Source organism: Burkholderia pyrrocinia (assembly GCF_022809715.1).
GTDB classification, from domain to species: Bacteria; Pseudomonadota; Gammaproteobacteria; order Burkholderiales; family Burkholderiaceae; genus Burkholderia; species Burkholderia pyrrocinia_C.
Genome location: NZ_CP094461.1, coordinates 883,576 through 899,427, shown reverse-complemented (window position 1 = coordinate 899,427; position 15,852 = coordinate 883,576). Strand labels below are relative to the sequence as shown.

At 66.5% G+C, this 15,852-nt stretch carries 15 protein-coding genes and 2 pseudogenes; 3 read left to right on the top strand and 14 right to left on the bottom strand.

The window, feature by feature from the left end; translation table 11 throughout:
• Positions 1-209 precede the first annotated feature (209 nt).
• The gene (locus MRS60_RS34240; RefSeq protein WP_131945908.1) at positions 210-1,187 is read right to left on the bottom strand and encodes an AraC family transcriptional regulator; all 978 of its coding nucleotides are present in this window, start codon (positions 1,185-1,187) and stop codon (positions 210-212) included.
• Positions 1,188-1,281: 94 nt separating this feature from the next.
• On the opposite strand from MRS60_RS34240, the gene MRS60_RS34235 reads away from it, so the two are divergent.
• Complete coding sequence (locus tag MRS60_RS34235) at positions 1,282-2,115, top strand: oxidoreductase (RefSeq protein WP_243567022.1); 834 nt, start codon at positions 1,282-1,284, stop codon at positions 2,113-2,115.
• A 160-nt stretch (positions 2,116-2,275) separates the two neighbouring features.
• Complete coding sequence (locus tag MRS60_RS34230; RefSeq protein WP_243567021.1) at positions 2,276-3,112, top strand: alpha/beta fold hydrolase; 837 nt, start codon at positions 2,276-2,278, stop codon at positions 3,110-3,112.
• A gap of 300 nt (positions 3,113-3,412) precedes the next feature.
• Here MRS60_RS34230 and MRS60_RS34225 read toward each other — a convergent pair whose 3' ends face one another.
• The 3 genes and pseudogenes from MRS60_RS34225 to MRS60_RS34215 form a co-directional block, all read right to left on the bottom strand.
• Positions 3,413-3,685: a hypothetical protein gene (locus MRS60_RS34225; protein ID WP_105391501.1), complete on the bottom strand. Its 273-nt coding sequence runs from the start codon at positions 3,683-3,685 to the stop codon at positions 3,413-3,415.
• A gap of 587 nt (positions 3,686-4,272) precedes the next feature.
• The gene (locus MRS60_RS34220; protein WP_081938621.1) at positions 4,273-4,926 is read right to left on the bottom strand and encodes a YitT family protein; all 654 of its coding nucleotides are present in this window, start codon (positions 4,924-4,926) and stop codon (positions 4,273-4,275) included.
• 136 nt (positions 4,927-5,062) lie between these two features.
• Positions 5,063-5,251: pseudogene (locus tag MRS60_RS34215) on the bottom strand (aminotransferase class IV); the annotation flags it as partial.
• Between the two features lie 194 nt (positions 5,252-5,445).
• Here MRS60_RS34215 and MRS60_RS34210 point away from each other — a divergent pair.
• Positions 5,446-6,590, top strand: a pseudogene (locus tag MRS60_RS34210) (porin).
• Between the two features lie 91 nt (positions 6,591-6,681).
• Here MRS60_RS34210 and rfbB read toward each other — a convergent pair.
• Genes rfbB through MRS60_RS34160 form a run of 10 tightly spaced genes read right to left on the bottom strand, consistent with a single transcriptional unit; the run spans position 6,682 to position 15,827 of the window.
• Positions 6,682-7,686 (bottom strand): dTDP-glucose 4,6-dehydratase, encoded by a 1,005-nt coding sequence (gene rfbB / locus MRS60_RS34205; RefSeq protein ID WP_243567020.1) that lies wholly within the window; start codon positions 7,684-7,686, stop codon positions 6,682-6,684.
• Entirely contained in the window at positions 7,683-8,567 is an 885-nt protein-coding gene (gene rfbD, locus MRS60_RS34200; protein WP_243567019.1) for a dTDP-4-dehydrorhamnose reductase, read from the bottom strand. The genes rfbB and rfbD overlap by 4 nt, the downstream gene beginning before the upstream one ends.
• On the bottom strand, positions 8,564-9,136 hold the full coding sequence (rfbC, locus tag MRS60_RS34195) for a dTDP-4-dehydrorhamnose 3,5-epimerase (protein WP_243567018.1): 573 nt from the start codon (positions 9,134-9,136) through the stop codon (positions 8,564-8,566). Before rfbC ends, rfbD begins: the two co-directional genes overlap by 4 nt.
• A complete protein-coding gene (gene rfbA, locus MRS60_RS34190) occupies positions 9,133-10,029 on the bottom strand; it encodes a glucose-1-phosphate thymidylyltransferase RfbA (protein WP_034184560.1) in 897 nt (298 codons plus the stop codon). The genes rfbC and rfbA overlap by 4 nt, the downstream gene beginning before the upstream one ends.
• Positions 10,030-10,070: 41 nt before the next feature.
• Positions 10,071-11,450, bottom strand: coding sequence for an MFS transporter (locus tag MRS60_RS34185; protein WP_243567017.1), 1,380 nt, complete (start codon positions 11,448-11,450; stop codon positions 10,071-10,073).
• Entirely contained in the window at positions 11,447-12,166 is a 720-nt protein-coding gene (locus MRS60_RS34180) for an ABC transporter ATP-binding protein (RefSeq protein ID WP_034184558.1), read from the bottom strand. The genes MRS60_RS34185 and MRS60_RS34180 overlap by 4 nt, the downstream gene beginning before the upstream one ends.
• Positions 12,163-12,945, bottom strand: a complete 783-nt coding sequence (locus MRS60_RS34175; protein ID WP_175748025.1) for an ABC transporter ATP-binding protein — start codon at positions 12,943-12,945, stop codon at positions 12,163-12,165. Before MRS60_RS34175 ends, MRS60_RS34180 begins: the two co-directional genes overlap by 4 nt.
• Entirely contained in the window at positions 12,942-13,829 is an 888-nt protein-coding gene (locus tag MRS60_RS34170) for a branched-chain amino acid ABC transporter permease (protein WP_243567016.1), read from the bottom strand. Before MRS60_RS34170 ends, MRS60_RS34175 begins: the two co-directional genes overlap by 4 nt.
• Positions 13,822-14,715 carry a branched-chain amino acid ABC transporter permease gene (locus MRS60_RS34165; protein ID WP_034184555.1) on the bottom strand — a complete coding sequence of 298 codons (894 nt, stop codon included), beginning with the start codon at positions 14,713-14,715 and terminating at the stop codon, positions 13,822-13,824. Before MRS60_RS34165 ends, MRS60_RS34170 begins: the two co-directional genes overlap by 8 nt.
• Positions 14,716-14,732: 17 nt before the next feature.
• On the bottom strand, positions 14,733-15,827 hold the full coding sequence (locus MRS60_RS34160; RefSeq protein WP_131947217.1) for an ABC transporter substrate-binding protein: 1,095 nt from the start codon (positions 15,825-15,827) through the stop codon (positions 14,733-14,735).
• Positions 15,828-15,852: the final 25 nt, after the last annotated feature.

Sequence of the window (15,852 nt, the reverse complement as noted above, 5' to 3'; positions counted from 1 at the left end):
TATCGGTCAGCTGGCGTGTACGCAGCCGATGTTGCCGATGAGTCTGGGCTACCTCGAAGGTGTTCGCACGAACAAACGTCGGTTCGTCTGGGCGGCAACCGTCGATTCCATCCTCCAGAAGGTGGCCTGGCTATGTAAGGCTATTTCCGGGACATAACACCAGGTGTGGCTGACTGAAGTCGATACACCCGCTTGTCGCCGTGCTCGACTCAATGCGACGACACAAACACCGCGTCCTCGAACGCCTCCGGAATCGCGAAGCTGTCGCGCATGCGCTGCGTTTCCTTCGCCGGCGTCAGGCCGAACAGGCGCTTGAATTCCCGGCTGAACTGCGACGGGCTCGTATAACCGACCGCGTAGCCGGCCGCCTCGGCCGTCAGGTCCTGGCGCACCATCAGCAGCCGCGCCTGATGCAGGCGTGTCGACTTCAGGTACTGCATCGGCGACACCTGCGTGATCGCCTTGAAGTGGCTGTGAAAGCTCGGCACGCTCATGCCGGCCTCGTCGGCCAGTTGCGACACGTCGAGGGGCCGCGCGTAATCGGCATGGATCACGCGCAGCGACCGGCCGATCCGGCCGAACTGCCCGCGCATCGCGAGTGCGCTGCGCATCGCGCTTCCCTGTGCGCCGGTCAGTACGCGGAAATACAGCTCGCGAAGCAGCGCCGGGCCTAGCACCGCGGCTTCGAGCGGCTGCTGCATCGCCTCGACGAAGCGCAGCACCGACGCGTGCATCGCTGCATCCATCGGCGTCGACATCATGCTCCTGGGCGCCTGCACGTGTTCCGCCACGCCTTCGCGGTCGATCTGCGCCGCGAGTTCGGCGGCCATCGTGAAATCGAGGTGCAGATACAGCGCGAGAAGCGGGCGCTCGGGCGTCGCGTCGGTTTCCATGCTGAACGGGACGGGTACGGACACGGCGAGGTAGTGATGCTCGTCGTACAGATAGCGTTCGCCGCCGAAGTAGCCGCGCTTGCGGCCCTGGCACACGATCACGATGCCCGGGTCGTACAGCACCGGCGTGCGCGACAGCGCGCGGTTCGAGCGCAGGATGCGCACGCTCGGCAGCGCCGTCAGGTTGTAGCCTTCGTCGGGCGCCAGCGTGCGCAGCAGCGCGACCAGGCGTTTGCGGTTTCGCGGTGATGACGACAGTGACGAATGTCGGGTGGAAGAGGACTCGGCGCTCATAGTTTTATGCAAGAAAATCAGCGGAATCAGGCTTATTCGGCGTTGATCGTCAGACTAGTATGCATGCTTCAATCGACATTCGGGAGAAGCGAACATGGCATCCGGCAACCTCATGCTCATCACCGGCGTCAGCAGCGGCTTCGGCCGCGCGCTTGCACGGGAGGCGCTCGCGGCCGGCTACACGGTGGTCGGTACCGTGAGAAGCGCGCAGGCGGCGCGGGAATTCGAAGCGCTGGCCGCGCAGGCGGCTTTCGCGCGCGTGCTCGACGTGACCGATTTCGACCGCATCGACGGCATCGTCGCGGAAATCGAAGCGAATGTCGGGCCCGTCGACGTGCTGGTGAACAACGCCGGCTACGGGCACGAAGGCATCATGGAAGAAGCGCCGCTCGCCGAGATGCGCCGGCAGTTCGACGTGAACGTATTCGGCGCGGTCGCGATGATGAAGGCCGTCGTGCCGTTCATGCGCGCGCGCCGGCGCGGCCGCATCCTGAACATCACGTCGATGGGCGGCCACATCACGATGCCGGGAATCGCGTATTACTGCGGCAGCAAATTCGCGCTGGAAGGCATTTCCGAAACCGTCGGCAAGGAGCTCGAGCCTTTCGGCATTGCGGTGACGGCCGTGGCGCCCGGTTCGTTCCGCACCGACTGGGCCGGCCGCTCGATGGCGCGCACGCCGCGCTCGATCGCCGACTACGACGCGATCTTCGATCCGATCCGCAACGCGCGCGAGGAGAAGAGCGGCAAGCAGCCGGGCGATCCCGCGAAGGCCGCGCGGGCGATGCTCGCAGTCATCGCGGCGGAATATCCGCCCGCGCACCTGTTGCTCGGCAGCGATGCGCTGCGGCTGGTGCGGACCAAATTGTCGGCGCTGGAAGCGGAAATCCATGCGTGGGAGGCCGTGACGGTGTCGACCGACGGTTGACGATCGGCGCACCGGCATCGCTCGCATCGCGGGCGTTTATCTACCGCCAGTAGATGATCGGCAGTCGCGTCGCACCGTGGCGTCACGGTTTCACAATAAAGGCAGATAATGGCTGCCGGCCGTTACGCCGAGTTCGTCCACCTCACAGGAGTCAATCGCGATGCCATACGTCACTACGAAGGATAACGTCGAGATTTTCTACAAGGACTGGGGCCCGAAGGATGCACAGCCCATCGTCTTCCATCATGGCTGGCCGCTGTCTTCCGACGACTGGGATGCGCAGATGCTCTTCTTCGTTCAGAAGGGCTATCGCGTGATTGCGCACGACCGGCGCGGCCACGGCCGGTCGGCGCAGGTGTCGGACGGTCACGACATGGATCATTACGCAGCGGACGCGTTCGCGGTCGCCGAAGCGCTCGACCTGCGCAATGCGGTGCATATCGGTCATTCGACCGGCGGCGGCGAAGTGGCCCGCTACGTCGCGAAGCACGGCCAGCCGGCCGGTCGCGTCGCGAAGGCGGTGCTGGTCAGCGCGGTGCCGCCGCTGATGCTGAAAACCGAATCGAACCCCGAAGGCTTGCCGATCGACGTGTTCGACGGCTTCCGGAAAGCGCTCGCCGACAATCGCGCGCAGTTCTTCCTCGACGTGCCGAGCGGCCCGTTCTACGGTTTCAACCGGGCCGGCGCGACGGTGCACCAGGGCGTGATCCGGAACTGGTGGCGGCAGGGGATGGAAGGCAGCGCGAAGGCGCACTACGAAGGCATCAAGGCGTTCTCGGAAACGGATCAGACCGAGGACCTGAAGTCGATCACCGTCCCGACGCTCGTGCTGCATGGCGAAGACGACCAGATCGTGCCGATCGCGGATGCCGCGCTGAAGTCGATCAAGCTGCTGCAGAACGGCACGCTCAAAACCTATCCGGGTTATTCGCACGGCATGCTGACGGTCAACGCGGACGTGCTCAACGCCGACCTGCTGGCGTTCGTGCAGGCGTAACGGTATCGGCGGGCGATCCGGCAGCGCCGTTTGAAACGGCTGCCGGATCGCCTGCCGCATCCAATATGCGTTGCATTGCGATAGTCCCTGCCGAGTCCGTTCTCCGATTCCAGATCCCCGAGCCGACGGGCATCGGCCACATCCTGCCGCCGAACTTATCAATCGAAAGAAGTGCCGCGTTGCGAGCGTGAGTGTCATGCCTCATCGTTTTTGGAACTGCAATAAACAACGGGGCTGGATTGAAAAATGGAAATCCAGCCCCTGGCGCCGAATGTCGGTAATTTCCGGGTTATTTAAAGTTTATCGAATGGCAAAGCGGGTGGCCGGGGAACCATTCGCGCAATTATTGCCGTAGATAAACATATTTCTGTTTTCGGAGTATGCCGAATAAATCAACGGATAAACTTCCTTGGCGCTGAATGAATAGGCGCCGTCGCCAATGGTCACCAGCAGATTGCCGGTGGCGTCGGTTTCGATCTTGTCGATCTTGCCGGCCTTGCAAAGTGCCTGTGCGGAAGCGTACGAGGAGGCGAACATCAGGGCCGAGAAAAGCACGGTCGCAATCTTTTTCATGTTTTTTCCTAGGGTAATAATGAGTGGAGTAACGCGGTTTGGTGTCGCATGGCCATGCCCGGAACTACATGCCTGATTTTCCAGATCGCCGATTCTCGTGTGTCGAGAAGTCTGCGCTGGCCTGGTCAGGCAAAAAACTCGTGAGGATTAACATCTAAAATAATATTCATGCACCTCCGTTATCTCGTCGATTTGGAATTGCGATGTTGCGGCGCGGAACACAGGCTATTGATTGGATTCGATGGATTCCAATCGAATTAATTTATCGACTTCTTGGTTCGATAATTTTTATAATTAACTCTGTTTTCGTAAATTTTCGATGAGGCTGTTTTTGTTTATTGATTGCTGTGGGAATTTGAATAATCGGCGATGGATATTGATTCGCTGAAAAGATCGACGGTATCGACATCCATCCGCACGCTCGCGATCTGCGCCGCGAAGGCGGGCCGCGTGTCGCGAAACGCGGCGAGCGCATCAACTGCACCGGGGACTTGCGTTTGATATGTCCGTTGGCTTTCCGTTGCTTCCGTCGGCGTGAGGCTGCCGATACCGGCTGGACGAGATGTGCCGGTATATCGACCGGGCGCTCAGGGCGCGGTACCGGTATAACGGCCCGGGCGATGCCATGCGACGACCATCGCGCTCATGGCGACGGCGCTGATCGCAGACCAGCCGACGCGATCGGCCTGAATGACCAGCGTGGACGTCAGCAGGATCATCGCGTCGATACACACTTGCGTAATGCCGGCGTTAATGCCTCGCACGCGCTGCAGCCACAACGTGACGACACCGGTGCCGCCGACGCCCGCGCCGTGCCGCGCGAGCGCAAGAACGCCCATGCCGCACAGCGTGCCGCCCACCAATGCCGCGAACAGCGGGTTCACGAAGGCAATTTTCAGGGTCCGGGGCATCGCCGCGAGGGCGAACGTGATGCCGCAGCTCGCGATCGTCGATTTGATCGCGAAACGTGGCCCCATCACGAAGTGCGCGAAGATGAAGAACGGCAGGTTGACCAGCGTGAAGATCGTCCCCACCGATAACGGACAGAGGTACGAAACGAGCAGCGCAATGCCGGCGATCCCGCCGGTGACGAGTCCGGCCGCCTTGAGCAGGACGAGCCCGATAACCACGAAGGCCATGCCGACTATCATCCCGTAGATGTCTTCGAGCACGGAGTGCGGCGTTGCGCTTGTGTCGCGTGTCGGGATGGCGCCGGATACGGCGCCTGATTCGTGCTTCATGATGTCTGCAGCCACATCGGGACGGCGGATCGAATCCTCCCAGGTCGATCGCGCCGCGGGTTCCTGATACGTGCCGATGTCTCCTGGCGGCGCGCGTCAGCGCAGCTTACCCAGGCAAAATTATTTGGGCAAATAGCTCGAATGCGTACGGCGACTCGTCGACGGCGATACCTTCACGCGTCGCCGGTCCGATGATCGACGCGCGCGCGATGCCCGGCAGGATCGGGCCCGACAGCGGCGGCGTGCGCAGCGAGCCGTCGTCCGAAACGAAGAACCCGTTCATGCCGCCTGGTTCCTCGATCCACTTGTGTCGCGCGGCGTCGAGACACTGCTATCCGTTTTCCGTCCCTCCAAACAGCCCCCGTTTCGAAGAGCACCTTTCCACCGCAGGTGACTAACAGCGGAAAAACGGCTCATTACACTGCGCCCGTCGCATCGCCGAGAGATCTCGACGCGGCACGCATACGCAGCGCACAAGCGTTGCGACCGGCAAACGAAAGACTTTGGGGGGAAATCGTCATGAACAAGCGTTGGGGGATCATCGCGCCCGCCGCCTTGCTTGCTGCCGCCGCGCATGCACAAAGCAGCGTGACGCTGTATGGCAAGATCGAGGACGGCATCAACTACACGAGCAACGCACGCGGCCACGGAACCGTGCAACTGCAGAGCGGCTACGATTACGGTAGTCGCTGGGGTATCAAGGGCACCGAGGACCTCGGCGGAGGCTACCAGGCGATTTTCACCCTCGAGAGCGGCTTCGACGTCAACAACGGAAAAATGAGCCAGGGTGGCCGGGAATTCGGCCGTCAGGCCTTCGTCGGTATCGCGTCGGATCGCTACGGCACCGTGACGTTCGGCCGTCAGTACGATCCGAGCGTCGACGTTTTCTCGCCGCTCACCGCAAACGGCAATTGGACTGGCTATCTGTTCTCGCATCCGTATGACAACGACAACACGGACTACTCGTTCCGCGTGAACAACGCGGTCAAGTACGTGTCGCCCGTGTGGCACGGGATTACCGCGGAGGCGATGTATGGATTCAGCAACCAGGCGGGCGGCTTCGCGAACAACCGTCTGTATGGCGCCGCGCTGCAATATCAGCAGGGCGGGCTAACGGTCGGCGCGTCATATTTGAAGATCAACAACGCCCGCAATGCCGATTCGACCGGCGCGATTACCGGCGACAACACGTTCGACGCGTCGTCACAGCAGAACATCGGTATCGGCGTGAATTACGCGTTTTCGAATGCCCTCGTAGGGTTCACGTATTCGCACGTCGACGTCTACGATCCGACGTCGAACGCGTATTTCACCGGTACGACGCAACCGGCGGGCGGTGCGTGGAAATCGTGGAAATTCGACAACTTCGAGGTGAACGGGCTCACTTCACGTCCGCGTTCTACATCGGTGCGGCATACACGTACACGCAGGCTCGTGTCGCTTCGACGGTCGGTGCGTTCAATCCGAAGTGGCATCAGCTGAGCACGAAGTTCAATTACGACATGTCGAAGCGGACGTCGGTGTTCGTGGAAGGCGTCTACCAGCACGCGATGAACGCGCACACCGGAACCGACTTCGACTACGCATACGTTCCGGGCGCCGCCGATATCTCGTCGGGCCCGAACCAGTACGTCGTGCGGGTCGCGCTGCTGCATCACTTCTGAGACCGACGCCGTTCGCGGCTGCCGCACACCGTGCGACGGCCCCGATCCGCATGACGGACGCGATGGGCAATGTCGAGTGACGTCAGGATGCCTACAGATACCAGTCGAGCGTCTTCAGGATGCCCGTCTCGAAGGTTTCCGTCGGCTTCCATCGAAGTTCGCGCTCGAGCTTGCCTGCGTCGATCGCATAGCGGCGATCGTGACCGGGGCGGTCGGCGACGAAGTGCTTGAGGCGCGCGTGCGGCGCGCCCTGCGGCCGGCGCACGTCCAGCAGCGAGCAGATCAGGTCGACGATGTCGGCGTTGCGCCACTCGTTGCATCCTCCGACGTTGTACGTCTCGCCGACCGTGCCGCGCCGGATCACGGCATCGATCGCCCGGCAGTGATCGTCGACGTATAACCAGTCGCGGACGTTCGCGCCATCGCCGTACAGCGGAATGGGTACGTCGTCGACGCAGCTGCGGATCACCGTCGGGATGAACTTCTCGGCGTGCTGGCGCGGGCCGTAGTTGTTCGAGCAGTTGGTCGTCGTGACCGGCAGCCCGTACGTGTGGAAGTACGCGCGCACGAGATGGTCGGAGCCGGCTTTGCTGGCGGAATACGGCGAATTCGGCGCGTACGGCGTGGTTTCGGAGAACGGTGGACCGTCCGGCGCGAGCGATCCGTACACCTCGTCGGTGCCGATGTGATGGAAGCGGCGCTGCGCGTGCGCGTCGGCGTCCCGCCCCGTCATCCAGACCGTGCGCGCCGCGTCGAGGAGGGTCCAGGTGCCGACGACGTTCGCGCGGACGAATTCGCCCGGGCCGGTGATCGAGCGGTCGACGTGGCTCTCGGCGGCAAAGTGGACGATCGTGTCGATCGCATGGTCGCGCAGCAGGCTCTCGACGAGCGGCCGGTCGCAGATGTCGCCGAGCACGAAGCGGTGGCGGCCGGTGTCTTCCGAGCCGGCGAGATGATCGAGGCTGCCGGCGTAGGTGAGCAGGTCGAGATTGATGATCCGGACCTGCGGATCCGTCGCGAGCAGGTAGTGGACAAAGTTGGCGCCGATAAACCCGGCGCCGCCGGTGACGAGGACATGTTTCGGTCGATGGCTCATGAGGTTCGTTTCCAGGTATCGAGCACGTCGGCGAGCGCCGGGATCCAGCACGGCGCCTCGATGCCGAAATGCTCGCGAATGCGGGTGCAGTCGAGTGCGGAGTTCACCGGGCGCGGCGCCGGCAGCGGATAGGCGGCCGTGCGGATCGGGCGCACGAGCGGGATGCGATCGATGAGGCCGGCGCGCCGTGCCTGCCCGAAGATCGTCTCGGCGAAGCCGTGCCAGGTCGTGACGGGCGTGCCGCACAGGTGGTAGGTGCCCCAGCGCGTCGTGGCGCCCGTGCGGTGGCGATCCGCGATCGCAAGCAGCGCGTCGGCGACCGCGCCGGCGTGCGTCGGGCCACCATACTGGTCGGCGACGACCGCGAGTTCGTCGCGCTCGCGGCCGACCCGCAGCATCGTGCGCACGAAATTGCCGCCGTGCGCGCCGAACACCCACGCGATCCGGAGGATCAGGTGCGCATCCGGCAGCCGCTGGCGGACCGCTTCCTCGCCAGCCCATTTGGTGTGCCCGTAGACACCGAGCGGCGCGACGCCCGCCGCTTCGTCGTACGCGCCTTGCGCGCGGCCGTCGAACACGTAGTCGGTCGACAGGTGCAGCAACGGGATGCCGGCCGCGGCGCACGCATCGGCGAGCGTCGCCGGGCCGGCGCAATTGGCGCGCCATGCGGCGTCGGGTTCGGTTTCCGCGCGATCGACGGCCGTCCACGCGGCCGCATTGATCACGAGCGTCGCGCGGTGCGTGGCGAGCGCATCGCGGACAGCCTGCGGATCGGCGATGTCGAGCTGCGCGCGGGACAGCCCGATCGCCGGGCGCGTACCCGCGCGCAGCAGGAGTTCACGACCGACCTGGCCGAGCGCGCCGGTCACGACGATCGTCATCGCAGGGCTCCGTGAAGGTCGGGCGACGCCGGTGCACGGTCGCGCAGGCGCGGCTGTCGGCGATCCTTGTCGGACAGCTCGAACGGCACGTCGAGCGCGGGCCATTCGATGCCGATGTCGGGGTCGTCCCACAGCACGCCCGCATCCGACGACGGATCGTAGTACGCGGTGCACTTGTACGCGAAGTCGGCCTCGTCGGACAGCACGCAGAAGCCGTGCGCGAAGCCCGGCGGAATCCACAGCTGGCGATGCGACACGTCGTCGAGCACGGTGCCGAACCAGTGCCCGAGATGCGGCGAACCGGGCCGGATGTCGACCGCGACGTCGTACACGGCGCCGCGCGACACACGCACGAGCTTGCCCTGCGGATGCCGGAACTGATAGTGCAGGCCGCGCAGCACGCCGCGCCGGGAGCGCGAGTGGTTGTCCTGCACGAAGCCCGCGTCGACGCCCGCGTCGCGCAGCCAGGACTCGCGATAGCTTTCGACGAAGAAGCCGCGCGCGTCGCCGAAGCTCGCCGGTTCGATCAGCAGCACACCCGGCAGCGTCGTCTCGATGACGGACGTCATGCGGCGACCTCCTTGTTCAGCACGTCGAGCAGGTAACGGCCATACCCGCTTTTCGACAGCGCATGCGCGAGCGCTTCGAGCCGTTGCGAGTCGATCCAGCCGAGCCGGTACGCGATCTCCTCGGGGCACGCGATCTGCAGTCCCTGACGTGCCTGCATCACCTGGATGAAATTCGCCGCATCGAGCAGCGACTCGTGCGTGCCGGTGTCGAGCCACGCGTAGCCGCGGCCGAGGATCTCGACGTTCAGCTTGCCGTTCGCCAGATAGGCGCGGTTCAGGTCCGTGATCTCCAGCTCGCCGCGCGCGGACGGGCGCACCTCCTTCGCGAGCGAGACGACGTCGTTGTCGTAGAAGTAGAGACCCGTCACCGCGTAGTGCGATTTCGGGTCGCGAGGCTTCTCTTCGAGATCGATCGCCCGCCCGTGCTCGTCGAACGAGACGACGCCGTAGCGCTCCGGGTCGCGCACGTAGTAGCCGAACACCGTTGCGCCCGTCGTGCGCGCGGCGACGCGCTGCAGCAGCGACGACAGCGCCGGACCGTGATAGATGTTGTCGCCGAGCACGAGCGTCGCCGCGTCGTGTCCGATGAACGACGCGCCGATCACGAACGCCTGCGCGAGCCCGTCCGGGCTCGGCTGCACCGCGTACGAGAAATTCATGCCCCACTGTTCGCCGTCGCCGAGCAGTTGCCGGAACGCATCGAGATCGCGCGGCGTCGAGATGATCAGGACGTCGCGGATGCCGGCCAGCATGATCGTGCTGAGCGGGTAGTAGATCATCGGCTTGTCGTACACCGGCATCAGCTGCTTCGATACCGAATGCGTGAGCGGATGGAGCCGGGTGCCGGATCCGCCCGCCAGAATCAGTCCCTTACGGCCAGTCGCTGTGTGCATGATGTCCTCGCTGTGATGAAGAAGGGCGGGCCGTGTGCGCGTCAGCCCGGGTCGATGCGCCGGAACACGATCGCGAAGCCGGCCAGATAGACGGCCGCGATCACCGCGAAGCCGGCGGCGGTTGCGCGGTCCGGGTCGGCGATCGCGTGCAGCACGACCGACGCGATCGCGACGCCGACCAGCGAGCCGATCTGCCGGCTCGCGTTCAGCGACGCGGCGGCGAGATTCGCGTCCGCGGGGCCGGCCGACTGCATGACGACGAGATTCATCGCGGGGATCGCCTGGCCCGCGCCGAAGTTCGCGATGCAGACCGCGATCGCGAGCGCCGTGTAGGGCAGCGCCTCGATGCCGATCAGCGCGGCGCTGCCGAGCGTGGCGAGCGCGAGGCCCGCGAGCAGCGTGCCGCGCGGGCCGAGCCGCGCGCTCACGCGGGCGGACGCGAGATTGCCGATGCCGAACATCGCCATCAGCGGAAACAGCTCGAAGCCGGCACGCAGCGCGCTCGCGCCGCGCGTCTGCTGCAGGTAAAGGCTCAGCAGGAAGATTTCCGCAAGGATGCCGAAATTGATCGCGAGCCCGAGCAGGCCGCCCGCGACGAAGCGCGGGTTGCGCAGCAGTGCGGGCGACAGGATCCGGTGGCGGGCGCGACGTTCGCGCCACACGAATGCGGTGCCGGCAGCGAGCGTCGCGGCCGCGCCGGCGACGATGGCGGGCGAGCGCCAGCCGGCGCCCGGCCCCTCGATCAGCGTATAGCTGAGCGCCGCGAGCGCGAGCACGCCGAGCAGATGGCCGAACGTGTTCAGCGGGCCGGGATGGCGCGGCGAGTGCCCGACATGGCGGCGCGTGAGCCACAGTCCGGCCAGGCCGACGGGCAGGTTGACCCAGAAGATCCCGCGCCAGCCGATTACGTCGACGAGCACGCCGCCGACGCACGGCCCGATCGCCATCGCCGCCGATACCAGTGCGCCCCAGATGCCGATCATCCGCGTGCGCAGCGGCCCGGCCGGAAACGCCAGCGTGAGCAGGCTGAGCGAGCTCGGCATGAAGAGCGCGGCACCGACGCCCTGCAGCAGCCGCGCGGCGACCAGCATGCCGCTCGTCTGCGCGGCCGCGCACACCACCGACGCGGCGACGAACAGCGCGAGCCCGGCGACATAGATCGTACGCGGCCCGTAACGGTTCGCGAGCGCGCCGCCGAACAGCAGCAGCGCGGCGAAGCTGAGCGTATAGGCATCGACCACCCAGACGAGTGCCGTCAGCGACATGTCGAGACTCGCCTGCATCGCCTTCAGCGCGACGTTCACGATGGTCACGTCGAGCATCGCCATCACGAAGCCGCAGGCGAGCGCGACCATCACGCGCGCGGGCCGGGTGGCGTTCGCGCCGGTCGCGCCGGCAGCGGGGGCGGCATTCGTGCTCATGCGGCACGCCCGCCGAGATAGAGGCGCCGCATCTCGTCGCTGTCGAGCAGTTCGGCCGACGTGCCCGTCAGCGCAACGCGGCCCATCGTCAGCACCACGCCGCGATCGGCGATGCGCAGCGCCTCGAGCGCGTTCTGTTCGACCATCAGCACGGCGATGTGCTCGGTGTCGCGCATCCTGACGATCGCGTCGAACACCTCGTCGACCATCTTCGGCGACAGGCCGGCCGACGGCTCGTCGAGCAGCAGCAGCACGGGGCGCGGCATCAGCGCGCGTGCGAGCGACACGATCTGCCGCTCGCCGCCCGACAGTGCGCCCGCGGGCGACCGGTAGCGGCGCCGCAGCACCGGGTATTGCTCGCACAGCTCCTCGATCCGCGCTTCGCGCGGGAACGCGGACATCGCGTGGCCGCCGAGCATCAGGTTCTCGCGAACCGTCAGCGCGCCGAACACGTTGTCGGTCTGCGGAACGAAACCGATGTCGTACTCGCGGATCTTGCGGTGTACCGGCACGCGCGCGATGTCGCGGCCGTGCATCGTGACCGTGCCGGCGCGCGGCAGCACGAAGCCGGCGATGGCCTTGAGGAGCGTCGACTTGCCGCAGCCGTTCGGGCCGAGGATCGTGACGATGTCGACCGGCCCGACGGATAGCGATACCCCGTGCAGGATGTCGATGTCGGGTGTGTAGCCGGCGATCAGATCGCGGACGTCGATCATGACACCCCCAGCGGACGGCGCGCATGCGCGCGGCCCAGGTAGGCATCGAGCACGCGCCGGTTGCTCTCGAGTTCGGCGGGACGGCAGTCGGCGATCGCGGCGCCGCGATCGAGCACGATGCAGCGGTCGCACAGCTCGCGGATGAAGTGCATGTCGTGCTCGATCACGACGAGCGTGACGCCCTGTCCGCAGATGCGGCGCAGTTCGGCGACCAGCTCGCCGCGCAGGTTGGGGTGAACGCCCGCGGTCGGTTCGTCGAGCAGCAGCAGCTTCGGCTCGGTCATCATCGCGCACGCGATGCCGAGCAGCTTCTTCTGGCCGCCCGAAATTGCCGCGGCGCCGAGCTGCGCGACGTGCGCGAGCTTCAGCTCTTCGAGCAGCGCGGTAGCGCGTGCGCGGGTTTCGGCTTCCAGCGCGCGCGTCGCGCGACTGCGCAGCAACGCGGCGACCGGGCCGTGACGGGCCGACGACGCGGCCATCGCCAGTTCCAGCACCGACATGCGCGCGGGCATCGACGGCAACTGGAACGTCCGGCGGATGCCGAGCCGCGCGATCCGGTGCGGCGCAAGCGCGTCGATGCGGCGCCCGGCGAAGCGGATCGCGCCGGCCGCGACCGGAGCGAAGCCCGTGATCGCGTTGAGCGCCGTGCTCTTGCCCGAGCCGTTCGGACCGAGCAGCCCGACGATCTCGCCGTCGCCGACGGACAGCGTGAGGCCCGACAGCACCGTGTTGTCGCCGTAGCGTATCGTGACGCCTTCAAGCTCGAGCAGCGCGCTCATGGGTGAACCTCCAGTCGTTCCGGCACAAGGCCGCGCGGGCGCCACAGCACGCATGCGAGCAGCATCAGGCCGACGAGGCCGAGGCGCACCGCGCCCGCGAGATCGCTGCCGACGCCGAGCCAGTCCTTCAGAAACGGCGCGACCGCGTAGACCGCCTGCACGATGAGCGCGCCGGCCAGCACGCCGGCATGGCTGCCGAGCCCGCCGACCATGACGATGGTCCACAGCGCGAAGGTTTCGGATGCCACCATCGTGTCCGGGCCGACGTAGCTGATGTACCAGGTGAGGAGCGCGCCCGCGAACGCCGCGGGCAGCGCCCCCGCGACGCTCGCCCGGGTCTTCAGCGCGACCGGGTCGTAGCCGAAGCAGACGGCGAGCGCGGGCTCCTCGCGCATCACCTTCAGCGCGCGGCCGAAGCGGCCGGTGGTCAGCAGCCGGCATGCGGCGTATGCGACGGCGAGGCCGCCGGCCGCGACGGCGAGGAACGCGAGGTCGGCCCACGGCGCGCGCAGCCCGGGAAACAGCGGCGCGATGCCGCCGATGCCTTGCGCGCCGCCCGTCAGCCAGCCTTCGTTCAACGCGAACGTGCGCAGGATCTCGGCGATCGCGAGCGTCGCGATGCCCCAGTAGTCGGCCGACAGATGGCGGCCGAGCCGTGCGATGGCGACGGCCAGCACGCTCGCCGCGCCGGCCGCGAGCGCGAGTGCGGCCGGCAGCGGCCAGCCGAGCTGCGACGCGATGCCGGCGGCGTAGGCGCCGAGCCCCGCGAACGCGACGAAGCCGAAATTGACGAGCCCCGCATAGCCGGCCTGCAGGTTCAGGCCGAGCGCCATCGTCGCGTACAGGCACGCGACGGTCAGCAGATGGACGATGAAACTAGACACGACGCACCTCCCTGTCGAAGATTCCGTATGGCCGGAACACGAGTACGACGAGCAGGATCGCGAACGACACGGCGCCGACGTATTCGACCGGAAAGAACGCGAGCGGCCGGCCGACCAGCCCGCCGAAGTCGACGTCGAGCGCGGTCGTTTCGGCGAACGCGATCAGGAGCGCGCCGGCCGCCGCGCCGAGCGGATTGCCGAGGCCGCCGAGGATGGCGGCGGAAAACACCGGGATCAGCAACCCGTAGCCGAGGTTGACGTGCACGCTTTCGGTCGCGCCGAGCATCGTGCCGCCGAGCGCCGCAAGCACGCCGCTTGCGAACGTGATCACGTTGGTCACGCGCTGCGCGTCGATGCCCGTTGCGAGCGCGAGCGCGCGATTCGACGCGAGCGCGCGCATCGCCCGGCCGAGGCGGGTGCGGTACAGCAGCAGCGCGAACACCGCGAGCGCGACGGCGCCGCACGCGATCGAGCCCGCCTGCGCGGACGACATCGCGACGCCGCCGACCATCAGCGGCGGACGCACCGCCTGCGCATACTGCAAAGGCCGCGAGCCGGCGGTGCCGAGCATCAGCGCGACGGCGAGCAGCGATACGGCGAGCGAACCGATCATCGCGACCGCGCTGCCCGAGCGCAGCAGCCGCGTGAACACGAACAGGTTCAGCAGCGTCGCGGCAAGGCCGACCAGCACGCACGACACGGCGGTCGCGAGCGCGAACGGCAGGCCCGCGCGTTCGAACCCGAGGGTCGCGAACGCACCGATCATCGCGTACTGGACGTGCGCGATGTTCGGGAAGCGAATCAGCGAATACAGCGTCGACAGGCCGACCGACACGAGCAGCAGGTCGGACGTGCGCATCAGGACATCGATCAGGAATTGCAGCATCGCGTTGCTCCCGGTGGCTAGCGCGCGACGACGGATTGCCGGTACAGGACCTTCTCGTACGGCTGCACCGTGCGCTGGCCGTCGGCGTCGAAGGCGATCGTGCCGGTCACGCCCGTGTACGGCTGGCTGGCCGCGAGCGCCGCGCGCACCTTCGCCGGATCGGCCGATTGGGCGCGATTGATCGCGGCGGCGGACAGCATCGTCGCGTCGTACGCGTAGCTGCCGAACGCCGAGCGCGGCGCCTCGTGGTAGGCGGCGCGATAGTCGGCCGCGTACGCGGCGGCACTTGTGCCGAGCGCCGCGACCTCCAGGCCGATCTGCCCCTGCGCGATCTGCGCGGGCGTGTCGCTCGTGCACATCGTCAGGTAGATCCCGTACCACGGCTGCTGGTTGAGGCGCATCTCGAACGCCTGCCGGTTCAGCGTCGCGGCTTCCTGTCCGTACGCGCTGTACACGTAGCCGTCGGGCTGTGCGCGCGATGCCTGCTCCAGCTCGCGCCGGTAGGTCGACTGGCCCTCGGTGTAGAGCACCGTCGACACGATCGTGCCGCCGAGCGCCTCGAAGCGCTTCCTGAACTCGGCCGCGATGCCCTGGCCGTAGCCGTTGTTCGGCGCGATCAGCGCGACGCGCCGCAGCTTGCGGTCGTACACATCCTGCGCGGCGAAGCGCGCGGACAGGTCGTCGAGCCCGATTGCGCTGAACGAGCCCGCGCCGATCTTGCGGACCTGCTGGCTCGACGAACCGATGTTGATGTGCACGTCGCCCTGGCGCACAAGGAACTGCCCGACCGGAATCGTTACCGACGAAGAGAATTCGCCGAGCACGAGCGGCACGCGCTCGACCGTCGCCAGCTTGCGCGCGGCGTCGAGCGCCGTGTTCGCCGTGCCGCCCGAATCCTCGATCCGCACCTGCAGCTTCTGCCCGAGCACGCCGCCTTGCGCGTTGATTTTCGCGACCGCGAGTTCGATCCCGCGCCGCTGGTCCTCGCCGATCGACGCGCTTGCGCCTGTCAGCGGCAACACGGCGCCGACGCTGACGTCGGCGTGTGCAGGAAATGTCGCCGACGCGCCGAGCGCGACGCAGATCCCGAGACTCCAGCAACCCAGCTTCATTTTTGTTCTCCTGAATGCGTGTTGA